This window comes from Glycocaulis abyssi (assembly GCF_041429775.1).
GTDB lineage: Bacteria > Pseudomonadota > Alphaproteobacteria > Caulobacterales > Maricaulaceae > Glycocaulis > Glycocaulis abyssi.
In genome coordinates this window covers 1,968,488-1,987,877 of sequence record NZ_CP163421.1, presented here as the reverse complement: position 1 = coordinate 1,987,877, position 19,390 = coordinate 1,968,488, and the positions used below count along the sequence as shown (strand labels likewise).

General features: G+C 57.7%; 16 protein-coding genes and 2 pseudogenes. 14 read left to right on the top strand and 4 right to left on the bottom strand.

Features of this window, described 5'->3' with window-relative positions:
- Positions 1–29 precede the first annotated feature (29 nt).
- A complete protein-coding gene (locus tag AB6B38_RS09620; RefSeq protein WP_371392633.1) occupies positions 30–1,946 on the bottom strand; it encodes a RyR domain-containing protein in 1,917 nt (638 codons plus the stop codon).
- 216 nt (positions 1,947–2,162) lie between these two features.
- Here AB6B38_RS09620 and AB6B38_RS09615 point away from each other — a divergent pair, with 216 nt between their 5' ends.
- From AB6B38_RS09615 to AB6B38_RS09600, 4 genes are all read left to right on the top strand, one after another.
- Complete coding sequence (locus tag AB6B38_RS09615; RefSeq protein ID WP_371392632.1) at positions 2,163–2,534, top strand: RyR domain-containing protein; 372 nt, start codon at positions 2,163–2,165, stop codon at positions 2,532–2,534.
- A 523-nt stretch (positions 2,535–3,057) separates the two neighbouring features.
- The gene (locus tag AB6B38_RS09610) at positions 3,058–6,243 is read left to right on the top strand and encodes an NACHT domain-containing NTPase (RefSeq protein WP_371392631.1); all 3,186 of its coding nucleotides are present in this window, start codon (positions 3,058–3,060) and stop codon (positions 6,241–6,243) included.
- Positions 6,233–7,453, top strand: coding sequence for a hypothetical protein (locus tag AB6B38_RS09605; protein WP_371392630.1), 1,221 nt, complete (start codon positions 6,233–6,235; stop codon positions 7,451–7,453). Before AB6B38_RS09610 ends, AB6B38_RS09605 begins: the two co-directional genes overlap by 11 nt.
- Positions 7,450–10,479: a hypothetical protein gene (locus AB6B38_RS09600; RefSeq protein WP_371392629.1), complete on the top strand. Its 3,030-nt coding sequence runs from the start codon at positions 7,450–7,452 to the stop codon at positions 10,477–10,479. The genes AB6B38_RS09605 and AB6B38_RS09600 overlap by 4 nt, the downstream gene beginning before the upstream one ends.
- A gap of 235 nt (positions 10,480–10,714) precedes the next feature.
- On the opposite strand, the pseudogene AB6B38_RS09595 reads toward AB6B38_RS09600, so the two are convergent.
- Both AB6B38_RS09595 and AB6B38_RS09590 read right to left on the bottom strand, forming a co-directional pair.
- Positions 10,715–10,915 (bottom strand): annotated as a pseudogene (locus tag AB6B38_RS09595) (IS6 family transposase); the annotation flags it as partial.
- Between the two features lie 40 nt (positions 10,916–10,955).
- A complete protein-coding gene (locus AB6B38_RS09590; RefSeq protein WP_371395113.1) occupies positions 10,956–11,834 on the bottom strand; it encodes a phage integrase SAM-like domain-containing protein in 879 nt (292 codons plus the stop codon).
- Between the two features lie 176 nt (positions 11,835–12,010).
- On the opposite strand from AB6B38_RS09590, the gene AB6B38_RS09585 reads away from it, so the two are divergent.
- Complete coding sequence (locus AB6B38_RS09585) at positions 12,011–12,142, top strand: hypothetical protein (RefSeq protein WP_371395111.1); 132 nt, start codon at positions 12,011–12,013, stop codon at positions 12,140–12,142.
- A gap of 54 nt (positions 12,143–12,196) precedes the next feature.
- Here AB6B38_RS09585 and AB6B38_RS09580 read toward each other — a convergent pair.
- Positions 12,197–12,319, bottom strand: a pseudogene (locus tag AB6B38_RS09580) (DUF6538 domain-containing protein); the annotation flags it as partial.
- A gap of 284 nt (positions 12,320–12,603) precedes the next feature.
- Here AB6B38_RS09580 and AB6B38_RS09575 point away from each other — a divergent pair.
- The 9 genes from AB6B38_RS09575 (at position 12,604) to AB6B38_RS09535 (ending at position 19,357) form a co-directional block, all read left to right on the top strand.
- Positions 12,604–13,890, top strand: a complete 1,287-nt coding sequence (locus tag AB6B38_RS09575; protein WP_371392628.1) for a tyrosine-type recombinase/integrase — start codon at positions 12,604–12,606, stop codon at positions 13,888–13,890.
- Positions 13,887–14,096 (top strand): hypothetical protein, encoded by a 210-nt coding sequence (locus tag AB6B38_RS09570; protein ID WP_371392627.1) that lies wholly within the window; start codon positions 13,887–13,889, stop codon positions 14,094–14,096. The genes AB6B38_RS09575 and AB6B38_RS09570 overlap by 4 nt, the downstream gene beginning before the upstream one ends.
- 100 nt (positions 14,097–14,196) lie before the next feature.
- On the top strand, positions 14,197–14,439 hold the full coding sequence (locus tag AB6B38_RS09565; protein ID WP_371392626.1) for a helix-turn-helix transcriptional regulator: 243 nt from the start codon (positions 14,197–14,199) through the stop codon (positions 14,437–14,439).
- Between the two features lie 5 nt (positions 14,440–14,444).
- Complete coding sequence (locus AB6B38_RS09560) at positions 14,445–16,598, top strand: AAA family ATPase (RefSeq protein WP_371392625.1); 2,154 nt, start codon at positions 14,445–14,447, stop codon at positions 16,596–16,598.
- A 180-nt stretch (positions 16,599–16,778) separates the two neighbouring features.
- Positions 16,779–17,153 (top strand): hypothetical protein, encoded by a 375-nt coding sequence (locus tag AB6B38_RS09555; protein ID WP_371392624.1) that lies wholly within the window; start codon positions 16,779–16,781, stop codon positions 17,151–17,153.
- Between the two features lie 109 nt (positions 17,154–17,262).
- Positions 17,263–17,550, top strand: a complete 288-nt coding sequence (locus tag AB6B38_RS09550) for a hypothetical protein (RefSeq protein ID WP_371392623.1) — start codon at positions 17,263–17,265, stop codon at positions 17,548–17,550.
- The gene (locus AB6B38_RS09545; RefSeq protein WP_371392622.1) at positions 17,547–17,861 is read left to right on the top strand and encodes a hypothetical protein; all 315 of its coding nucleotides are present in this window, start codon (positions 17,547–17,549) and stop codon (positions 17,859–17,861) included. Before AB6B38_RS09550 ends, AB6B38_RS09545 begins: the two co-directional genes overlap by 4 nt.
- A gap of 14 nt (positions 17,862–17,875) precedes the next feature.
- A complete protein-coding gene (locus tag AB6B38_RS09540; protein WP_371392621.1) occupies positions 17,876–18,121 on the top strand; it encodes a hypothetical protein in 246 nt (81 codons plus the stop codon).
- Between the two features lie 58 nt (positions 18,122–18,179).
- Positions 18,180–19,357, top strand: a protein-coding gene (locus AB6B38_RS09535; RefSeq protein ID WP_371392216.1) for an IS3 family transposase whose coding sequence is annotated in 2 segments (ribosomal slippage) — positions 18,180–18,432 and positions 18,432–19,357 — 1,179 coding nt in all. Because the reading frame shifts where the segments join, the coding sequence is not laid out codon by codon here.
- The last annotated feature ends 33 nt before the right edge of the window (positions 19,358–19,390 follow it).

Sequence of the window (19,390 nt, the reverse complement as noted above, 5' to 3'; positions counted from 1 at the left end):
TGCAGACGTACAGCGCAGCAAGGCACACCCTAAGAGTGTAGTGTTTGCGACGCTGTTGTACGGCGGCGCGCTTTATCGACCAAGATTACATCGTTTTTCCGTTCAATTGGTGCGTCCGCCGCGTCGACGCGCCGCCGGATACCATCACGTGTTTTCTTGATATGGGATGAAAGCCAGTCAACGAGTTGGACATCATACACCTTCACCTCATCATCTAGCTCTTCGAAGGGGACGAGATGGTCGTGGATGAAAGCCTTGTCATCGCGGGTGGCGCCATAGCGCCAACCATTCATCCAGCGGTCAAACATCCATCGTTCATGTTCAAGCTTTGCCAGATTCACCAGTTCAGTGGCATTTCTGAAAAGTGACTCATCCTTCGAAATGCTTGGTAAGTTGTAACAAGCCAACCTCTGCTGCCGGAGATAGGTCTCCAGATCGAAGCCAAGGCTAGCAAGCTTGGCCGGTATGTGATCGACAGCCCGACGGCTGGAAAGTCGGGACAGCTCGTCCAGCGTGCTCCATGCGGTTGAAGCTGGGCTGGATGTTGTTAGCGCAGCATATGCTTCGTGGTAATCGCGGGCGAGCCGGTCAGGCAGATCTTCCAGCATCCCGGTGGCGTGCATGATTTCTTTCCAGGAACCGAAGGAGATCAGTTCGCAACTGGAATGGAAATCCACACCGCCTTCGCGTTCAGGCAGACCTGCACCTTCTGATGCACGCAGGAAAACAGGCGCGTCGAACAGGCCTTCGCGCAGAGCCGCTTCCCTGATGGCGATCGCACCTTTAAGCGCTGGCGACTTCTCCGAGGTGGTGACATAGACGGCCGTTACCGGGAACTCCCCGGCACGCGCCCTGACGGCTGTGATCGCGTTGTTGTCAAGGCTCGTAATATCAGCCTGGATGGCAATGAGATTGAAATGCTCGTCGAGGCCGGGGTGGCGCGCCCTGAACGCATTGATCCGCTTCTCAGCAGCAATATCGATGACGGTAATTGCCGGGGCAGCCAGCTGGATCACGAGGCTGGAATTCAAAATATCGAGGAGAATAGCTTCGCCAAGGCCATCAAGCCCAACGATAACGGCGTGCACGCGCGGATGGCGATTTTTCATCGCGATCGCAAATGGCGGGTGGCGATGTAAAAGGCTACGGGCTGCGCACGCATTCAAACTAATGGCGCTCAGCAGATCCCCTGATGCCCGCTTGCCGCTGCGGCTCTTCAACGGTGACAGATCAGGCTGCAGGCCGTGGCGCACCCTTTGGGCCAGCCAAGGGTCGGCCAAGACGGCAAACACTGGCGTATCGGGCATATGCCGTGCAATCTCGAGCGCGCTCTCGGTAGTCATCGCGTCGTGCGTCTCTGCAACCACTACGCGGTTGGCACCCTTGACACTTTCCAGCATGGCACTTGCCGAGAGTTGTTCGGTTCTTGGCAGAACGAGAACCTTGTCCGGCAAGCTCTGCGCCGCCGACGCATGATAGGTTACCTGGCGAGCAAAACGGCGTGACGGTGAAAGTTGCAGCCACATCTCCGCAACATGGCGTGCGGTCTCTGTTTCACCGAGTATGACTAGATGCTTGCGCCGCCACCGGGCCCGCAAATGCCTCAATGGCCTAGCCAACAAGGTGAGGATGCCGAAAATGATCGCGATATAAAAAACCGCGATACCGCCGAAACGAGCAAACTCCAGCCTCCAATCTCCGGGAGGCGGACCATTATTTGTCGCTGCAAACAGCCGGGCATACTCATCGCCAACCGCAAATGCCCTCAGCGCGCTGTAAGCGGCGTCCAGCGCGACCTGCCAGGGTGCAGGGACACTGTTTTGACCGTAGACGGCCTCGTTACCGCTAAGGTGATCGAACCATGCCCACCAGCCGATCAAAAAAATGGTCAATACCACAATGGCTGCGATCAGGAGAAACCTGCCAGCTTTACTCGAGCGAAACATGTCTAACCTCAAAACCTGTGGCAGTGTGATGTTAAGGTTGAGGGAATGGCATCAAGTTTACAACCGTCAAATTGCCTATTCCGTGTGACCACTGGTCACGCGGTAGCGCTGCCACGGACTTCGCAACAGTGCCAACTTGCAGATTATATTGACCGCCGCCTACCATGACCGGACTCAAAGTTCGAATACCAATGCGGTGCGCAGGGGGAAGTGAGGGTGAGGGCAGACCAGTCCGGAAAGACAGATATCGAGACGATCGCCCGGGTGTGCCACGAAGCCGTGCGTGCTTACTGCGAGGCGCTTGGCGAAACGGCATTGCCGCCTTGGGATGAGGCGGAGGACTGGCAGGTAGAGGCAACACTTGCAGCTGTTTGCTTTCGGGTGGAGAACCCTGATGCGTCTCCCGGGGACCAACATCAACAGTGGATGGAGGAGAAACGCCGGTCGGGCTGGCAGTTTGGTCATACGCGAAACGACCATCTGAGGACGCATCCCATGATGGTGCCTTTTGAGGCGCTGCCGGCCACCGAAAAACGCAAGGACCTGCTCTTCCAGAGAGTGGTCGATGCACTTTCGGGAGAAATCTAGAGGACCGCTGCAATATGCCGATGGCCGTTTGCTCGTGGGCTGCATTTCGCGCTGGAGCGCTACCTTGCACCAGGTTCTTCGCGCCGGTTTTCTGTAACCGATAAGCGGCGGCCCTCTTCAGGGAGTTTGTATTGCCCCGGCAAAGTTCCCTGGCTAGGCCGGAAAAACGCCGACACCACATAAGCAAATGAGCGGTGATGCAGCACATTGTTTTCTATTTACCTGACATCAATGCGAAGTGTTGTGTTCACGGGATGCCTTTACGCACCATCTTTCTCAGCAGACACTACAGCTTCGGGCTGAAATAACAGCCTGGTCCGTGATGCTGGGGATCCGGCGCAGGACTGCCAACGCCCTCTATCGAATGCAATGCCGGGCGAGCTCGGTCGAATGGACCGGGATACAAACCGCAAGGTCGTGACGTCGAATGTAACCAGCCAGCGCAGATAAGTGTGAAGCGGTAATTCGTTCGCATCTTGCCGGGCTGCATCGTCATGTTAAAAGCGAAGGCGACGGGGGAATTATGACACAAACACCAGATATCTTCATCTCGATTCGAAAGAGCACCGAGCCCCTCGCTGAAGCCATTGGCAAGGAACTGGACAAACTCTGCTATGTCACGGCGTGGATGGGAAAGGAGACCGGCGGGCCTGCCGGCGAGCGATATGTCAATGGCGGCGTGGACTACGAAAAGGAGTACGAGCAACTTATCGATGCAGCGCCGCTAACCTTGGTGCTCATTTGCTCCGACACGGGACTGGACCCGGCGGATGGCAACTCGCGATGTATCCAAAAGGATGAAATCGCTTATTCGGTGAAACGGGACCTGCATAGGAGCCGCAGCCAAAGCCCCACACACACGCTTCTGGTTTTTGCGCCCGGGGACTTCGCTAACAGCCAGGAGGCAGCGAACGCCCATCTGAACCGACATCTCACCTCAATTAAGAATCCCGAAAAACTTCAGCAATTCCGCTTCAGCGCCGACCCCAGCGAGGACAAAAGCGAGCTGGAACGGCTCGCCGGGCATATCCACGATCAGTATGGCCAGCGACTTGCCCTCGGATTGACCAAGCAAGAGCGTGCTAAGCGAGAAAGGGCCGCCGACAGAAACCGGGCGGCTGGCCCGCCGGTGACCGATGGGGAAGCTGAGTCAGGGCCCAGTCCAAGGCACTTCGAAGCCTGGCTGACGGGCCGTCTGGCTGGTGGGGACAACGAGGCGCCTGACCATGGACGTCAAGAAACTGAAGCCTTCGCCTATGACCCCGCGACCTTCATGTCGCTGGCCGCTGAAGCGACAGCGTCCAATAACCCAACCAGCGTCTTCGACGCGATTTTCGAACGCTCGCCGACGCCGCTATTGATCAAGGCACCAACCGGCGCAGGAAAGACTACGACGCTGGCCACTGCGGCAGCGCTTGCCGCGTCGCAACACAGACCCGAATTCGAGACTGCCTTCCGCAACGCCAGCCAGACACATGCTAAGCTTCTGGATCAATGCGGTCCATTGGTGCGCAAACGACGCTTTCTTCCGGTAACAGTCTCCGCAGCCGTTCTGGCAGATAAGCTCAGAGCGCGGAACTCGTACAACGAAGATCACAACGCCAGTACGGTGCTCCGCGAGATAGAATATCTTTCGAAGTATAACAAGTGGGCGTTCGAGCAGCAGATGGGGGGGCGCCCTATCCTGCTTCTGCTGGACGGCCTGGATGAGGCCGGCGAACAACACAAACAGATTTTGAAGGATCTGACAGCGAATCACACGGACGACGGCGATGATGACGCGGAAGACAGCAATAATGCCCCATTGCGTGTAGTAATGACCACGCGTTCCTCTCTACCCATAGAAAACAAAGAAAACTCGCTAGTGGTCCTTAACCTGCAGGGGCCCCGCGAAGACGACATTGAGCGGTTCATAGGGGCCTACCTCTCCGAGCATTATAGCGACGGTCAGGCGGGCCGCGAGTTGGTACGCAAACGTCTCCTGAAGGACGCCGAAAGCATGAAGGCGCGTGCCGATACTTCTGAAATACTGCGTAGCCCGCTCCTGTTGAACGCCTATTGCTGGGTTCGGGCGCGCGAGGAGCAGGACGGCTTGGCATATAGCCGCGCAGAGTTCTGCCGCCGGCTTGTCGACCGCATGCTGCAGGATGCGGGCATTAAGGTGGCTGGAAGCGACTTCCCGGCGGACAGCCTGGTCAAGCTGCTGCGCGCGCTTGCCTACGGCATGATCCTAGCTGGCGGGACGCTTACGAAAAATAGTGCTGCTGATATCCTACTAGACGCTGCGAGTAACGACGCCCGTGCGCGCGAAGCTTTCTCCGAGGGAGGTCCAACAATAACTGCGAGCGATCTACTCCGCCAATTGCGGGTGCAGGTTGGTTTCGTGAGGTCAGCGCGCGTTGCAGGTGAAGTCGAGATCGCTCCCCGGCTGCTTGCCGACTACCTCGCAGCCGAGCACGTGTATGGAGACCGCGGCGGTAGCACTGCTAGCAAGATTGAGAAGTTGCTACCTAAACCGAACCCAGAGCGGATAGCCGATCTTGAACCATTGCTGGGCTTCTGGATGAGCCTGCCGCTAAATACCATCGATGCCCTGCGCGGACAGGAGGCGCTGGAAATTCCCCGCGCCCTGCTTGAACGCGCGAACCAGGAGCGTGGCGCTGACAATTTGAGCGAAGCCATGGCCTGGTTTGCCGCAGCGTGCCGGGTTCGCGATTATTGCGTCGGCACGCGTTTCCCCGTTGACGAGGAAACGAAGTCGCATGCCCGCGAGCTGGAGCAGGCGGCCATCGATTTCTACATATCTGTGGCGCCCATGCTGGACGAAAGCCGCAAGGTCAAGGCGATTGATGCGCTGGCTACCATGTGGCTGACAGACAAGCCCGAGCGGACGCGAGAGCGAATTCATCAATTGCTAGACGAGCTGACGGATCGGCGGCCAGAATGGATTGACATTGGCGTCGAGAGCGATTGTGGCGGGCGTCTTGAGGTTGCCGCGCGTCCCGTGCTGGTCTGTGATTACGAAGAATATCTTGTCGCGCCAGCGGACAAAGCATTGGTGGGGTGGCTGGATGAACTCGCACGCAACGTTCATTCAATGCAAGGCAAGCATGTGCGCCGCACTTTCAGGCGCCGACGGCCTCCCATCGAAAAATGGGCGATGATGAGCAAGCGACTGGCGGCGCCTGTGTCCTATCTGACATGGGTGGAGGCGGTGCACTACGCACTGTGGCGTGACAAGAAAGAAGGCGAGAATATTTGCGTTCGCTTGCCCACTGAATCGGAGTGGCGCCGGATTAGCCAAGTTTGCGCTGACAACAAGCGCTTTCCGTGGCGATCTGACCAGCCTCCAGGCGGCGGTGCGTCTCCTGCCCCCCACCGGGGACTGACGCTGGAGGGTCCGGTGCCGCCGGGCGTGTTTCCTGCTCCGGAAGGGATGCCCTTCGACTTCGGGACAAATGTGGCCATGTGGCTGATCCATGGCGACGGCGAGGCACCCGACTGGCCACCACCCGACACTGAACCTGAGAGCGTCAAACATATTGGCGGTCGCTGGAACAAGGCACTTCAGGAGTCGCGCGCATCCACCAGCAAGACACCTTCAACACCTGCGGCGCTCCACCCGAAACCGGACGACCGGTTCATAGGCGTGGGTCTCAGGCTTGTCCGCATTGTCCGTAAAAACAAGGAGAGCGTGGATGGCGCTTGATGAAGCGACAACCAGTGTACGCACCCTTCAAGCATTTCTCAACTATGCTGAAGAGGGGTGTATCGAGATCACCTGGTCATGTGGCAACACGGTCTGGAAAAAATATAATGTAGATGAAAAAAAATTGCATGCCTGCGGCGTATCCGTACGGAGTACTCTTGATCGTTTGCAGGGTGAACTGGACTGGTCACGCGGTACAGATAAACTTCCAGACGGGTGCGACGCCGTACTTGCTGCGCTCGCGGAAGCCGGCGCCGAACTCTACGATGCGCTGCTGACCGGAATGGAAGGCGATAAGGCGTCAGAGGGCACAGCGGCAGTTTTCCGCAGCTGGCTCGAAGACGAACCGCTATCTGATCCTGAAGGCTGGCACGTCCATTTTGTCCATTCCGATTACACCCAGCCCATCTTGCCATGGGGCCTGCTACACGCCCCTCTCGGTAAGGACGACGCGCCTTTCGACGCGCGCCCGATGGCCCCGAAGGCCTGGAACGGCTTCTGGTGCTCCATGTTCCGGCTGTCGTGTTCGAATGAATCCTACAAGAAAAAAATGGCCGCCGCACCCAAGATGGAACCCGTTGCCGAAGTGCGAGTTGTCGCGGTTTTGGAGACGAACGACCACTATATCAACAAATTGATTCAGACGGGAAAGTATAAAGAAGACGACAAAGAAACTGTGATCGGAAGCAACTCTGCACAAGTCAGAGAGCTTATCCAGCTGTACAGAAGCAGCGATCAATTTTTTTATTTTTCACTCTCTGCGGATCCTTCGGGTCGAGGCTCTTACCGGATGCAGTCCACCGAGCTCTCAAGCGGTGACTTCATGGAAGAAGTTGGCCGGGCGCTGGAGCGCCCCGAGGCGCTTGTTTTCACCTTTCTCGATGGAGATGCGGTCATCCGGCATGGGCGTGGGGCAGAATGGGTCAAGGCATTGCTCGATCACGGCCGAGCGGGGCTGATTGCGGTGGAGACCGACATCACCAACCCCCAACTAAAATACTGTGGCTGGCGGATCGCGCGAGATATCTGGTTGAGTGATGAGCCAATGATCAGCGCGATTGAGGCGGCGCGGGACCGCCATTGGCCGCTCAGCCTGTTGTACGGAGTGTATTGCGACCCGAGCACGGCTCGCCTTGATCCACCACCCGAGCACATCGTCGAGCTCATTGATCTGTATATTGAGGCGGCACAGAAAGGGGAGAAGAAATGAGCGTGACGGCGGGCAGCAATCTGATCCCTGACGAGACGCCCTATCCGGGGCTTCGCTATTACGAACCTGGCTTCTCCGCGCTTTTTGCGGGACGCGACAATGAAACAGGGGCGTTCATCGACACCTTGCTGACCTCCAACGTGCTGTTGCTGCACGGAAGGTCAGGCTGCGGCAAGTCGAGCTTTCTCCGTGCAGGAGTCAAGCCAGCTCTCGAGCATGGCACTTATGGTGTTGGTTTCCCCACTGTTTTCAATGTAATCCGCTCAGGGCAATACCCGCTACGCGAATTCGTCGACTACATGTTCGAAGTGGTTGATTCTATCGCTGCGGGTGAAACCAAATTTGGGCAGCTGCGCGGCATTGAACCTGACCATGAAGCCTTCCGGCAGAGCTTCGATAAGTTCCGCGAGCTTGAAGAGAGACTTTACGAGACACCGCACCCGGCCTTCGAGATGCTCAACCTGATCGGGAGATCGCTAGAGGTTGCGCCTATATTTGTTATCGATCAGGCTGAGGAGGTATTCACATTGCGCGAAAAGCGCCTCGCACAAGAGGACGACACGCGCGACAGGAAAAAAATCGCCGCTGATGAACGTCAATTCAGTGCATATTTTGAGTTCTTGGGCCACCTTTGCAGGAAGCGAAGCAATTGCAGGATCGTGATATCGCTGCGCACTGAGTATAAGGGGCGTTTCGATGATGAACTGTCTCGCGGTTCCGGTCCGGCCGAAAGGTTGCGCGGCTTCTTCCTGAGTGATCTCGACCGCGGCGGCATTCTGTCCGCGATTGAACGGCCGACTCAGCCGGAGGCTGCCGAGGGCGGTGCTTTTCATCCCTTCTACTTTGAAGATGGCGTGGCAGAAGCGCTAGCGGACGAAATGGCCAATTCAGAGGTACCAGCCGGCGGTGTCCTGCCCACCTTGCAGGTTACCTGCAGACGGCTTTGGCGTATGGCAAAGGCTGCCCGGCCGAAACATTTGCTTTATCGTGAGAAGAGCGCCTTGCGCTTCCCGATAACGCTTCAGCACGTGCGTCAGATTGGAAACATTTCCACGCAGATCGAAGAATACGTCTCGGAAAGCATAGAGGCAGCCTGCCAGAACCCCGGCAACCAAGACGCCGACAACCAAAAACCCGTTAAATGGCCCGAGCATATAAGTTACGCCGAAGCTGCGGACCTGCTCCATCGCATGCTGGCTAGCGAGCTCGTCAAGGTAGAAGCCGACGGGCGGGCCGTCACCCGCCGGGTTGAGCGGGACAAGCTGGTAGAGAACGCCAAGCATCTGGTCACGGGCCACGACGAGAACGACAATAACCCGGTCGGCGCGGTGATTGATGCGTTGTGTGATGAGCCCTATTGTGTATTGCGGCGCGAGGGTAACGCCATAATGCTGGGTCACGATTCAGTGGCGCTCGCACTGCACAAATGGAATCTGGTCTTCAACCGATCACCCATGACCATGATGCGCATGAGTATGCGCTCGGCCAAAGGCGTACGGGAGCTGGAAGCCGAGGATTTATACCCGGAAGGTGAACAGCCCGCCGAGACGCGCATTGTCATGGTCGAAGACTTCTTCTGGGATCGGCAGATACCCGCCTTCGCCGAAGCACATGGATTCTCAAAGCGATTGAACTTTACGTTTGCCGACGATCCCGCCCTGAGCTCGGTCCGGGGCTCACACGAAGACAAAAAGGCTCCCAAAAGCTGGCCAGAATTGCGGGACCGGATCGTGCAGCGGCGCCGCAAGAATGACAATGGAGATTTGCGCGCCGATGAACTGCTGCTGGTGCCGGCTGAATGGTCGAGTTTCCCCGGCTCAAAGGATAAGGAGTTTCAACGCATTGACGAAGCGCGGCACTGGAGCGACGTCCTGATTACGAACCTCTTCGTAGGCAATAGCCTCATCGGGCCTGCCGACCCCCGCATCGAAGAGATTCATAAAAAGATCTGGAAAGCGCAGAGCACACACCAGTCGGGCGAAAGCCTGCCGAGCTTGTTCCACGAGCTCATCGAGCAGTCATTAGCCGTCATCGTGGAAAAAGCGGAAAGTATCCGGGCTTACGGCGAGGCCGGACGCAATTTCCTCCAATCGGCTGCGCGCATCGCGAATTACAACGGCGACCTGGAAGGCAAGCTGAACAAAGCCTTCGAAAGCCTGCAAAGCAGTACCTTTCAGGTCAATGATCCGCTGATCGGCGTTCTATTGAAAAATCTGGATGAAGGCGCTGGCCCACGTTTCGTTGTCGGATCGGCTTCTACACGCGCCGTCGCACGTCAATCCGGTTTCGTCGTCTATTTCGGATGCGAGCACCTGATGACTCTGGTACGCGAAGAAATGAGCAGCCGCGTCGCTGGTGACCGCCGCATTTACGGACTTGAGGTCGATGACATTGCGGCCGAGATGCAATCTGTAATTGGGCACACAGCGTGGCAACTCTCAGTGCCAGCCGCACTGTGGAAGCAGGGCACCAATAGAGGACTTGTTCTGCGTCTGGCTGCAATTGGCTATTTTACCGTGGAGCAGATGCGTACGTCGATGGATGATTTTGTCCTCCATGTCCATCGGGAGGTGAATGAGATGCGGAGCGAAGCCAAAGACCGGCAAGACCTATCGGTCAAGGGGCTGCGCATAAGCCGGAAAGAAGTGCGCCGCGCCATTCAGGAGAGCTACGATTTTCTCAAGTTCGACGAATACGCGCTCGATTTCTACGACTTCGATTCCCCTCGCGCCTACTGGTCAGACCATGCGCTCGCCGGTTCGCGATCAGTGGCAGGCGAAATATACAACGAGCTGGTATCGTTGCGCCGCGCAACACTCGATCATTTCAGCCGTATCGCTGAATGTGCATCCTGGTTGCGTTACCGGAACGCTTACAACCCCGCTGATCCGCATATCGCACGCGGTTTCGAACTCAAGCAGTACGGCTGGAACCACTTCAAAATCATGAACTTTTATGACTCAGAACGTTACATGGCACGAGCAGCGGCCGAATTTGATGCTGCCATGCACGCGCTGACCAAATAAGTCAGCATTCAGAATTGATCGAGGTTCCAGAGCTGTGGCCTGTTCGGCCAGGATTGCGATGATCTGTTCCTAGGTGAACCTGCTCTTGCGCAGAGTGAGTCGCCTTGTGACAGACTCTCCATCCAAATGCGGAACCAAGCTGGTCTCAGGTCACTGTGCCGATTGCGGGCCATCGCCAGCCGCTCTGTGCTGTCAGACGCACGAGAACGGGTCCCCGAAGTCGTGAGGCTTAGCCTCATATAGCCAGCAGCTGACGCCACTCGGCGAGCGCCGCGTTGCGGAGGTCTTTGAAGCGGGCGCGGCGTTCCACGGATCGTTCATGGTTGAAGTGGTTGTGGACGGACGCGTGGGCGGCGGTGAATTTCTGCAGACTTCGCATCTGCCGGAAACGGATCGTGGCCCGCTCCCGTCTTCGTAAGGGAAGGTGGCTGTTCTCGGTGTCCTTCGGGACCGAGGCCGATCTCATAGAACAGGCGTTACTCGGCTATCTTCGGACGCTTAGCCAGCCACTCTACCAGACCGTACTCGAACAGGTCGGGATGGATCGAAACCTGCCGGGCCGACCCCTCCGTCTTGAGATCGAGATCAGGCCTGATGTCGATGTGCGGGACGTGACACTGCACCCGTACATCCGATTTGCTGAACTGAAGCAGCTCGCCTGCACGCATCCCAGTGTGGAGACCGAGCAAGAGCATCCGGTAGAGCCCGTCCTGCCGCTTCATGGTGCCCGGCAAGTGCCGCTGGTTCTTTGATTTGAAGCCCGCGTAGAGGGGTGAGCTGAATATCCCGTTCAGCTCCTCCACGGTGAACGGGCGGACAGCCTTCTTTGCCCCGCTTTTTGGCGTTGCCAGCTTGATTGTCGCGCCAGGTTCAGCCTCGAGGTAGCCCTCGGCCACCAACCACCTCAGAAGCGCGCGGACATAGCCGAAATACTTCGAGGCGGTCTTCGGGTTCAACCGGTCAGCTTCACGCTCGGCCTGCATGGTGGATGGATTGGCTGGGTCAAGCTCCCCCCTTGCCCGCAAGCCTTGTAGGAAGTCTCTGACAGCTCGAACGTGATCGGTGGCGATCGACTTGATCGGCAGGTCCGGGCCCAGGATCGCTTTGACGATCTCAAAAGTGCGCTTCTTTTCCTCTGCTGTTTTCGGTGCCCAGGTCGCACCCCCGGTCGAATGCGCCTTGACGTGAACCTTGATCGCCTCGGCAAGCGTGAGGCCCTTCTGAAGTGCAATTGATTGCAATCCGTCCGCTGGTGCTCGTTGCTGCGTAGCCAGAGGCTGGAACAGCGTGTCATCTGGAGAATAGGCGCTGAGCAAGTCCTGCTGCCGGAACAGGGTGAAGCGCGCATGCTCCATCTGAGCGCGGGCGATCCCTTCACAGAGCGCCCGGAAAGCGTCGTTACCCGGTGATGGTGGGTTGACCCGCCGTCGGCAGCCCTTTGCTTCGCCATTTTCACGACCGCAGCGCCGGAGGCGCGAGACTGGACTTGGACCTCCAGTGCGGAAATGAACTCATCCGCCATGACCGCCTGATGACCCGCATCATGGTCAATGGCCTCATCGGCGACCGCGGGCGGCGACCGGTAACCTTGCACGAGGCTTTGGTAGAACGCCTGCGCAATCTCGCGGGCGTCCTCGAGAGTTATATCCTTCATATGGCGTAGCTTATCGCAGAGCTCGCGAAAGGCGAGCGTGGCGATGAGTACCCGGTCCTTGGCAATAGAAGGGTCCCTGGTCTGTACCGACCATCTCAACTCCTTGCGGTCCAGCAGGGGTTGGACATCGACCGGGATCGGCAAGCGCAGCTGATAGCAACGACCCCGCGCCACCAGATGCTGCATGCGGCGGCCGCTCATTTTGAGACCCGCTGGCAGAGTGATTGGAACAGTGAATTGGAACGTTTTGCCGGTCTGGCGAAACGCTGAAAACTTACCCTTTTGAAGGGGTTGGAGTTTTCGCAATAGTGGCGGTGAGGGTGTCCGCCATCGTATTGTCTCGCATGGTTTCAAGGCGTCTCACAAAGCCTCTGCTATATAACGATTTTTCGCCCCTCATTGTCTGATAGCGTCTTGCGCGGTCTCGCGAAATCTGCCTTTATGACGTGGGTAGAAAATTGGGTAGCGACATGGCAGGCGGGATCAACAAGCTCACGGACACGGCAGTGAAGGCCAAGCGCGAGCCGGGCTATTACGGCGACGGCGGCGGGCTATGGCTTCAGGTGAGCCGTCTAGGTGGCAAATCGTGGGTGTTCAGGTTCACCCGGAACGGGCGCACCCGTGAAATGGGCCTTGGCGCATTCATATCCGTCAGTCTGAAGCGAGCGCGGGAAAAGGCGGCGGACTGCCGACGCATTCTTGATGAAGGCGGCGATCCTATTGAGGTTCGCAAGGCCGAACGGATGGCGATTGAGCTTGAACGCGCTAGGTCGAAAACGTTTCGCGAGTGCGCTGAAGTCGTGATTGAAACGAAGGAAAAGGAACTTGTGAACCCCAAGCACAAGGCGCAATGGCGTTCGTCATTGGAAACCTACGCCTATCCCGTGCTTGCCGATAAACCTGTAAGCAGCATCACAGTTGATGACGTCAAAAAGGTTCTTGAGCCGATTTGGTCAACCAAGCACGAAACCGCCCGTCGCGTTCGGAGCCGCATGGAAGCGGTATTCAACTCCGCGAAGGATAAGAAGTTGATGCAAGGCGACAACCCTGCCGAATGGAGGGGTAGCCTCAAAGAACTTGGTAAGCTGAAGATCAAACGTCGCCATCACCCTGCTTTGCCATACGCTCAAGTCGGTGAATTTATGGCTGAACTTCGCAAGCGCGACGGGATGGCTGCGAAGGCGTTGGAGTTTGCCATTCTGTGCGCCAGCCGATCCGGTGAAGTGCGCGGCGCGACTTGGGATGAAATCGACCTGAAGGCCCGTCTGTGGGTGATCCCGGCAGAGCGCATGAAGGCAGACAAGAAGCACCGCGTTCCCCTGTCTGACGCCGCCGTGAAGCTCCTAGAAGGGCTGAAGGACATTCCCCGGATCAAGGGCGCGCCTCTCTACGTTTTCCCCGCTGCTAGGGGCGGCATGTTGAGTGACATGTCCCTGTCAGCCGTCACGCGGCGCATGCATGCTGACAGGCTGAAGGCAGGCAAGGCCGGTTGGGTTGACGGGAATTGCGGTGATCCTGTTGTGCCTCACGGCTTCCGTTCGACGTTCCGCGATTGGGCTGGCGAAACTACGTCATACCCACGCGAAGTCATTGAACACGCGCTGGCGCACCAACTGAAGGATGATTCAGAGGCCGCGTATGCGAGGGAAACCGCACTGCCGAAGCGCGCGCCGCTAATGCAGGATTGGGCGAACTATTGCGCGAACCTCGCCAAGCCTAGCAATGTCGTTGCGATCAGCGAGGCAGTTGGCCAATGAGTTTCGTGATTGAAGACGGCGTTGAAGTGCCGCCCACAGGACGCAAGGCCGGGTCAAAGAACAAGTTCACCGGCAAGCGCGATGACGCCGTTGATGAGGCGCGCAAGCTGCATGAAGCCGGGCTAAGTAAAATCGAAGCTTCTAGGCAAGTGGTGAGTTTGTTGAACTTGTCTATTCAACCGGACACAATATCAAGGTTGATATAGTTGCCGGATTTACAGTCAATTCTCTGATTTCCGTATGCTCTACGCTTAGCATCAGTCAGTTTTGTCTCCTAAGCGCTTACGGCGTATGGAGACGAACGCAATGATGACCATGTTGAGAATACCGGAGGTGATGCGCGTCACCGGCCTGTCACGCCCCACAATCTATGCCCGAATTCAGGCAGGCACCTTCCCGTCAGGCGTCAAGCTTGGCGAGCGCATTGTAGGCTGGCCAGAAAGCGAAATCGCCGCCATCAACGCGGCCCGCATTGCGGGCAAGAGCGATGATGAGATACGGGTGCTAGTCGCGTCCCTTGAGGCCCGCCGCGCTGCAATGCCGGTGTAAGCCCCATGGAAAGCGAAAGCCGCCGCCCCGGTGAGGCGACGGCTAACAATGGTAACGATGGCAATAACCTTGTTAGCCCAAATTCAGTTGAAGTGCAAGCATTTCTCGCTTGGCAATATCCGCATGTCCATGTGTGCTGTATAAAAACAGGTGAACCGCTAAGTGGACGTTATTTTGGTGCGGACGTTGAAGCGGCCACTCAATACGTTGTTGAACGCAATCAAGCGGGCTTGAACTGCTACTTCACTTTCAACATTCCCACACCGGATTGCGGGGTGAAGCCAAGCAAGAAGCAGATTATCGCGCTTCGTGGCGTCCATGTTGACATTGATCCGCCTAAAGGCGGCACGTTGAACAAGGCCGAAGTTTGCGCCGCGCTTGAAGCGCACAGCCCCAACCTTGTTGTGGATAGCGGTAACGGCATTCATGCCTATTGGCTTTTCCCTGAACCAATCGAAGCGACACCGGAAAACGTTGAAGCCGTCGAAGCGGTGAACCGCGCCTTGATTGCCAAGTTCAACGGGGACAAGGCGGCGTCGAACGTTGATCGCATCATGCGGATACCCGGCACCGTCAATTGGAAGCGCGACCGGCGCATGGCCAAGACCCTTTTCCGGCAAGATGGCTTCCGGCCCGCTCTGGACGCCCTACAGGCCCATTTCGCTCCCCCGGCCACTCCGGCACCCGAAACACCCGCGCGGCCCTCTGAGGGGCTTTCTGTGGGCGATAGCGAGGTGTTGGCGCGCCTGATGGCCGATCCGGCCCTAGCCGCCCTCTGGAATGGCGATCTAAGCGGCCATGGCGGGGATCACAGTGCAGCCGATCAAGCCTTGTGCAACGCACTGGCACCGCGCACGAACTTCAACCCGGCTCAAGTCGAACGCATTTGGTTGGCCAGTCCGCTAGGTCAACGCGAAAAGACGCAATCCCGGCAGGATTACCGTGAACGGACAATCAACAAGGCGATGGACTCAAGGCGGGACTTCGCGTTGGTAGATAGCAGCAAGCTAACCGCTGAAATCGCCGCGAAAGTCGAAGGCAACCAACCCCGCTTCAAGCTTTACACGCCCGATGAATTAAAGTTGTTGCCGCCGATGCAATGGCGCGTCAAAGGCGTCTTTCCAAAGCAAGGTTTCGGGATCATCTACGGGCCTAGCGGGAGCGGCAAAAGCTTTCTCGCGTTCGACATGATTTGCGCGATTGCTGAAGGTGAACCGTGGTTTGGACACCGCACCAAGCCCGCTCCGGTTCTTTACGTTGGCCTTGAAGGTGAAGCCGGTGTCAGTCAACGCGTCTTGGCGTGGGAACAAGCTCATGGCCGTCCTGTCCCGACTGGAATGCGTTTCCTGTTGCAACCCTTTCGCCTAGCCCACGCTGAAGACGTTGCCGCATTAGGTTCCGTATGCGGATATTCCGAACCCGTCATCATAATTGACACGCTTTCCCCAGCTTCGCCGGGACTGGACGAAAACAGTTCAAAGGACATGGGAGCGGTTATCGAAGGCGCGAATGCACTTCAACGGCTGACTGGCGGCTTGGTTGTTCTCATTGCCCACACGGGTAAGGACTTCACCAAGGGCATACGCGGACATTCCAGCCTGTTTGCCGCACTTGATGGCGCGATTTTGGTGTCGGGCAATGGCACTCGCCGGACTTGGAAAGTCGATAAGGCGAAGGACGCTGAAGCCGGGCAGGAATTTGGCTTCGTATTAAAGGTCTGCACCGTTGGCCGGGATGAAGACGGCGAAGGGATCACCTCACTGGTTGTTGAACCGGATGAAGTTGCCGTCAGCACACCGCAGCAAAGGCCGCTTTCGCCCAATCAGAAACTCGCGCTTTCGACTTTCCACACGGCAGCGGGTGAGTGCGGTCAGTTGGTGAACAACGCATTTGCCGGACTTCACCTGAATGATTGGCGTCCGGCGTTCTACCGCGAAAGCACTGCGGACAACGATGACAACAAGAAGAAGGCGTTCCAACGTGCACGGGAAGCCTTGGTGGAGCGGGGTGAACTCAGCGTTGCAAACGACATTTACCGGCTGGCAGGCCCGAACGCCGCCGAGACGGAAAAAGTAATCGCGGCCCGGCTGAGAGAAGCGGGACAGCGGGACATCATCGGGACAAGTCCGGGACATGTCCCGCGTCGTGACACCCCGTGAACGGGACACCCACACCCCCTCTCCCCTTTAGGGGAGGGGGTCCATGTCCCGGTGGCACGATTGGAGGGCGGAGGGGTGAACCGCCAAGTTTCAAACGAAGTCGTTGAACTGGATGAAGTTTAGACCGGATTTGACGCAATACCCACGTTTCAACCCATCTTTTGATGAAAGGACTACGCCATGACTGACGAACCTAGAGCCGATTGGTGGAATGAAACACCTTGGGAGCGTGGACACAAACCGGATACGGGACCGGCTCCAACCGATGAAGAAATCAACGCGCTCTTGGAGCGCAGCTATCTCAAGGCGCTTGAGCGTTTGGTGAAGCATTGGGTGAACCAGTCGGATCGCACCACAGCCATTGCCGCGCTTCAGCTTTTTTACACCCGTGAGGAATTCAAGCCGAAAGGTGAAGATCGCAATTGGATTTTGAAGCACTCGATTGAGTGCCTGTTGCGAGCGGCGAATTCGCCGGATCGGGAAGTGGCGTTCGAGGCGATGAAGTTGATGTTTAAGTTGTATGATGAAAACAAGAAATGCAAGCCGAGCGGCTAATATAATATTGAATAACATAAACTGCAATGCATCTCAAAATAATGTTTGACGTGTCAAATGCAGGTGCCGCACCGTGTGGGCAAGTTAGAGCTGCCTAGGGTGTTGATCCGTGCAAGTCGAACAGAACGAGTTTCCGGTTGAAAGCGGGATGCCGCTGCCTGCCCCCCGTGACGGCGCTTCGGGTGGCCGTCGCAAGGCGTTCAGGGCGCGCCTGCTGAGTGTGGGTGATTGTGCGCACCAGACGGCCCGGCTGTTCAGGGACGCGCGCTCCGGCACCCTGAAGGTTGAAGACGCCAGCCGCCTCGCGAACATCTTGGCCATCCTGTCGCGGATGATTGAGGGATCGGCCCTAGAGGCCCGCGTAGAGGCGCTTGAGAAGGGCAGGACGCTGCAATGAGCCTTCGCGCCCTGTCCCGCCGCATCGCCCGTATGGAGGCCAACACAGGCGTTCGCTGGCCGCATGTTGTGGGTGTGCGCTTTGGCGAGACGGAAGCCGACGCCATGGCCCGCATGACACGCCAGTTCGGGGACATGCCGCGCGGCCATAGCTTCATGGTGGTGCCTGAAGCCCCGGTTGAACCGGATGAAATCGCCGCTGTCGATAGCTGGATTGAAGAACAGCAACGCCAGCTTCTTGAAGAATGCCGAACCCTCGACGCGATCATGGACGGACTCAACAACCGTGACGCCAAGCCCCTCTACAACTGAGAAAGCCCATCGCCATGTTTAACGCTCAACCCATTAAGCCGCTGAACAACACACCGGACACGAACGCCTTCTTTGAACGGGCAACAATCCCGACCGGACGCAAGGTTATGCTTGGCGATGCGTCGAAGCTTCCCCAACTCGCGATGAACCACGTCAACCGCGCCCACGAAGCCCTTGAAAACGGCGTCAGCAAGATCGGCGCGCTGCACTTTGATGAAACGCGAACTGAAGTCGCAAAGCACGTTGTTGGCAAGAAATGACCCAGCCCCGTGAATTCCGGCCATTGAATGGTAGAGTCCATCGAAAAGAGGATGGACCATGCGCAAGAGCCGTTATTCGGAGGAGCAGATCATCGGCATGCTCAGGGAGCACGATGCTGGTGTGAGCACGAAGGAGGTCTGCCGCAAGTACGGCATCTCCGACGCGACGTTTTACAAATACAAGGCGAAGTTCGGCGGCATGACAGTATCCGATGCCCAGCGCCTAAAGTCGCTGGAGCTGGAGAACAACCGGCTGAAGCGGCTTCTGGCCGATGCGATGCTGGACAATGCGGCCCTGAAGGACCTCGCCTCAAAAAACTTCTGACGCCCGACGTCAAGCGCCAGGCCGTGCACCACATGGTGACCAGGCACGGGCTGAGCGAGCGTCGGGCGTGTGCCCTTGCAGAACTTGATCGCTCCACGTTCCAGTATCAGAAGCGTTCTGGTGGTGATGACGCCTTGCGAGCTCGCTTGCGCGATCTGGCAGGCGAGCGCCGCCGGTTCGGCTATCGTCGGCTTGGCATCCTGCTGGAACGGGAGGGTCTTTATGCGAACCACAAGAAGGTCTACCGGCTCTACCGGGAAGAAGGGCTGGCGGTCCGTCGGCGGCGTGGCCGCAAGCGGTCGGTTGGAACCCGTCGCCCGATACTGTTGCCTGCGGCGGCGAACCATCGCTGGAGCCTCGACTTCGTCTCCGACGCTCTAATCGACGGGCGGCGCTTCCGGACGCTATGCGTGGTCGACGACTTCACGCGAGAGGCCTTAGCCGTCGTGGTCGATACCTCGCTGTCAGGCGTGCGCGTGGCCCGTGAGCTTGATCGTCTGATCGAGCGGCGAGGAAAGCCGCGCATGATCGTCAGCGACAATGGCACCGAACTGACCAGTCACGCGATCCTGCGATGGCAGAAGGACAGCGGTGTGGAGTGGCATTACATCGCACCCGGAAAGCCCACCCAGAACGCGTTCGTGGAAAGCTTCAATGGCCGGTTCAGGGACGAGTGCCTGAACGAACACCTGTTCTCCTCGCTCGGCGAAGCGCGCGACCTGATCGAGGCATGGAGGATCGACTACAACACCGAGAGACCGCACACCGCACTCGGCGGGCTCGCACCTTGTGTCTACGCCGAGCGAACACGTCACCCCCGGCCCGGTTCGCTTGAGCTACGCGCAAGCGCCGCTCACCGGGCCTTGACCAACCACATCAACCCAGAAAGAAAGGCGAACAGACTCTACTAACTCACGGCCCGGATCACGGGGCTGGGTCAGAAA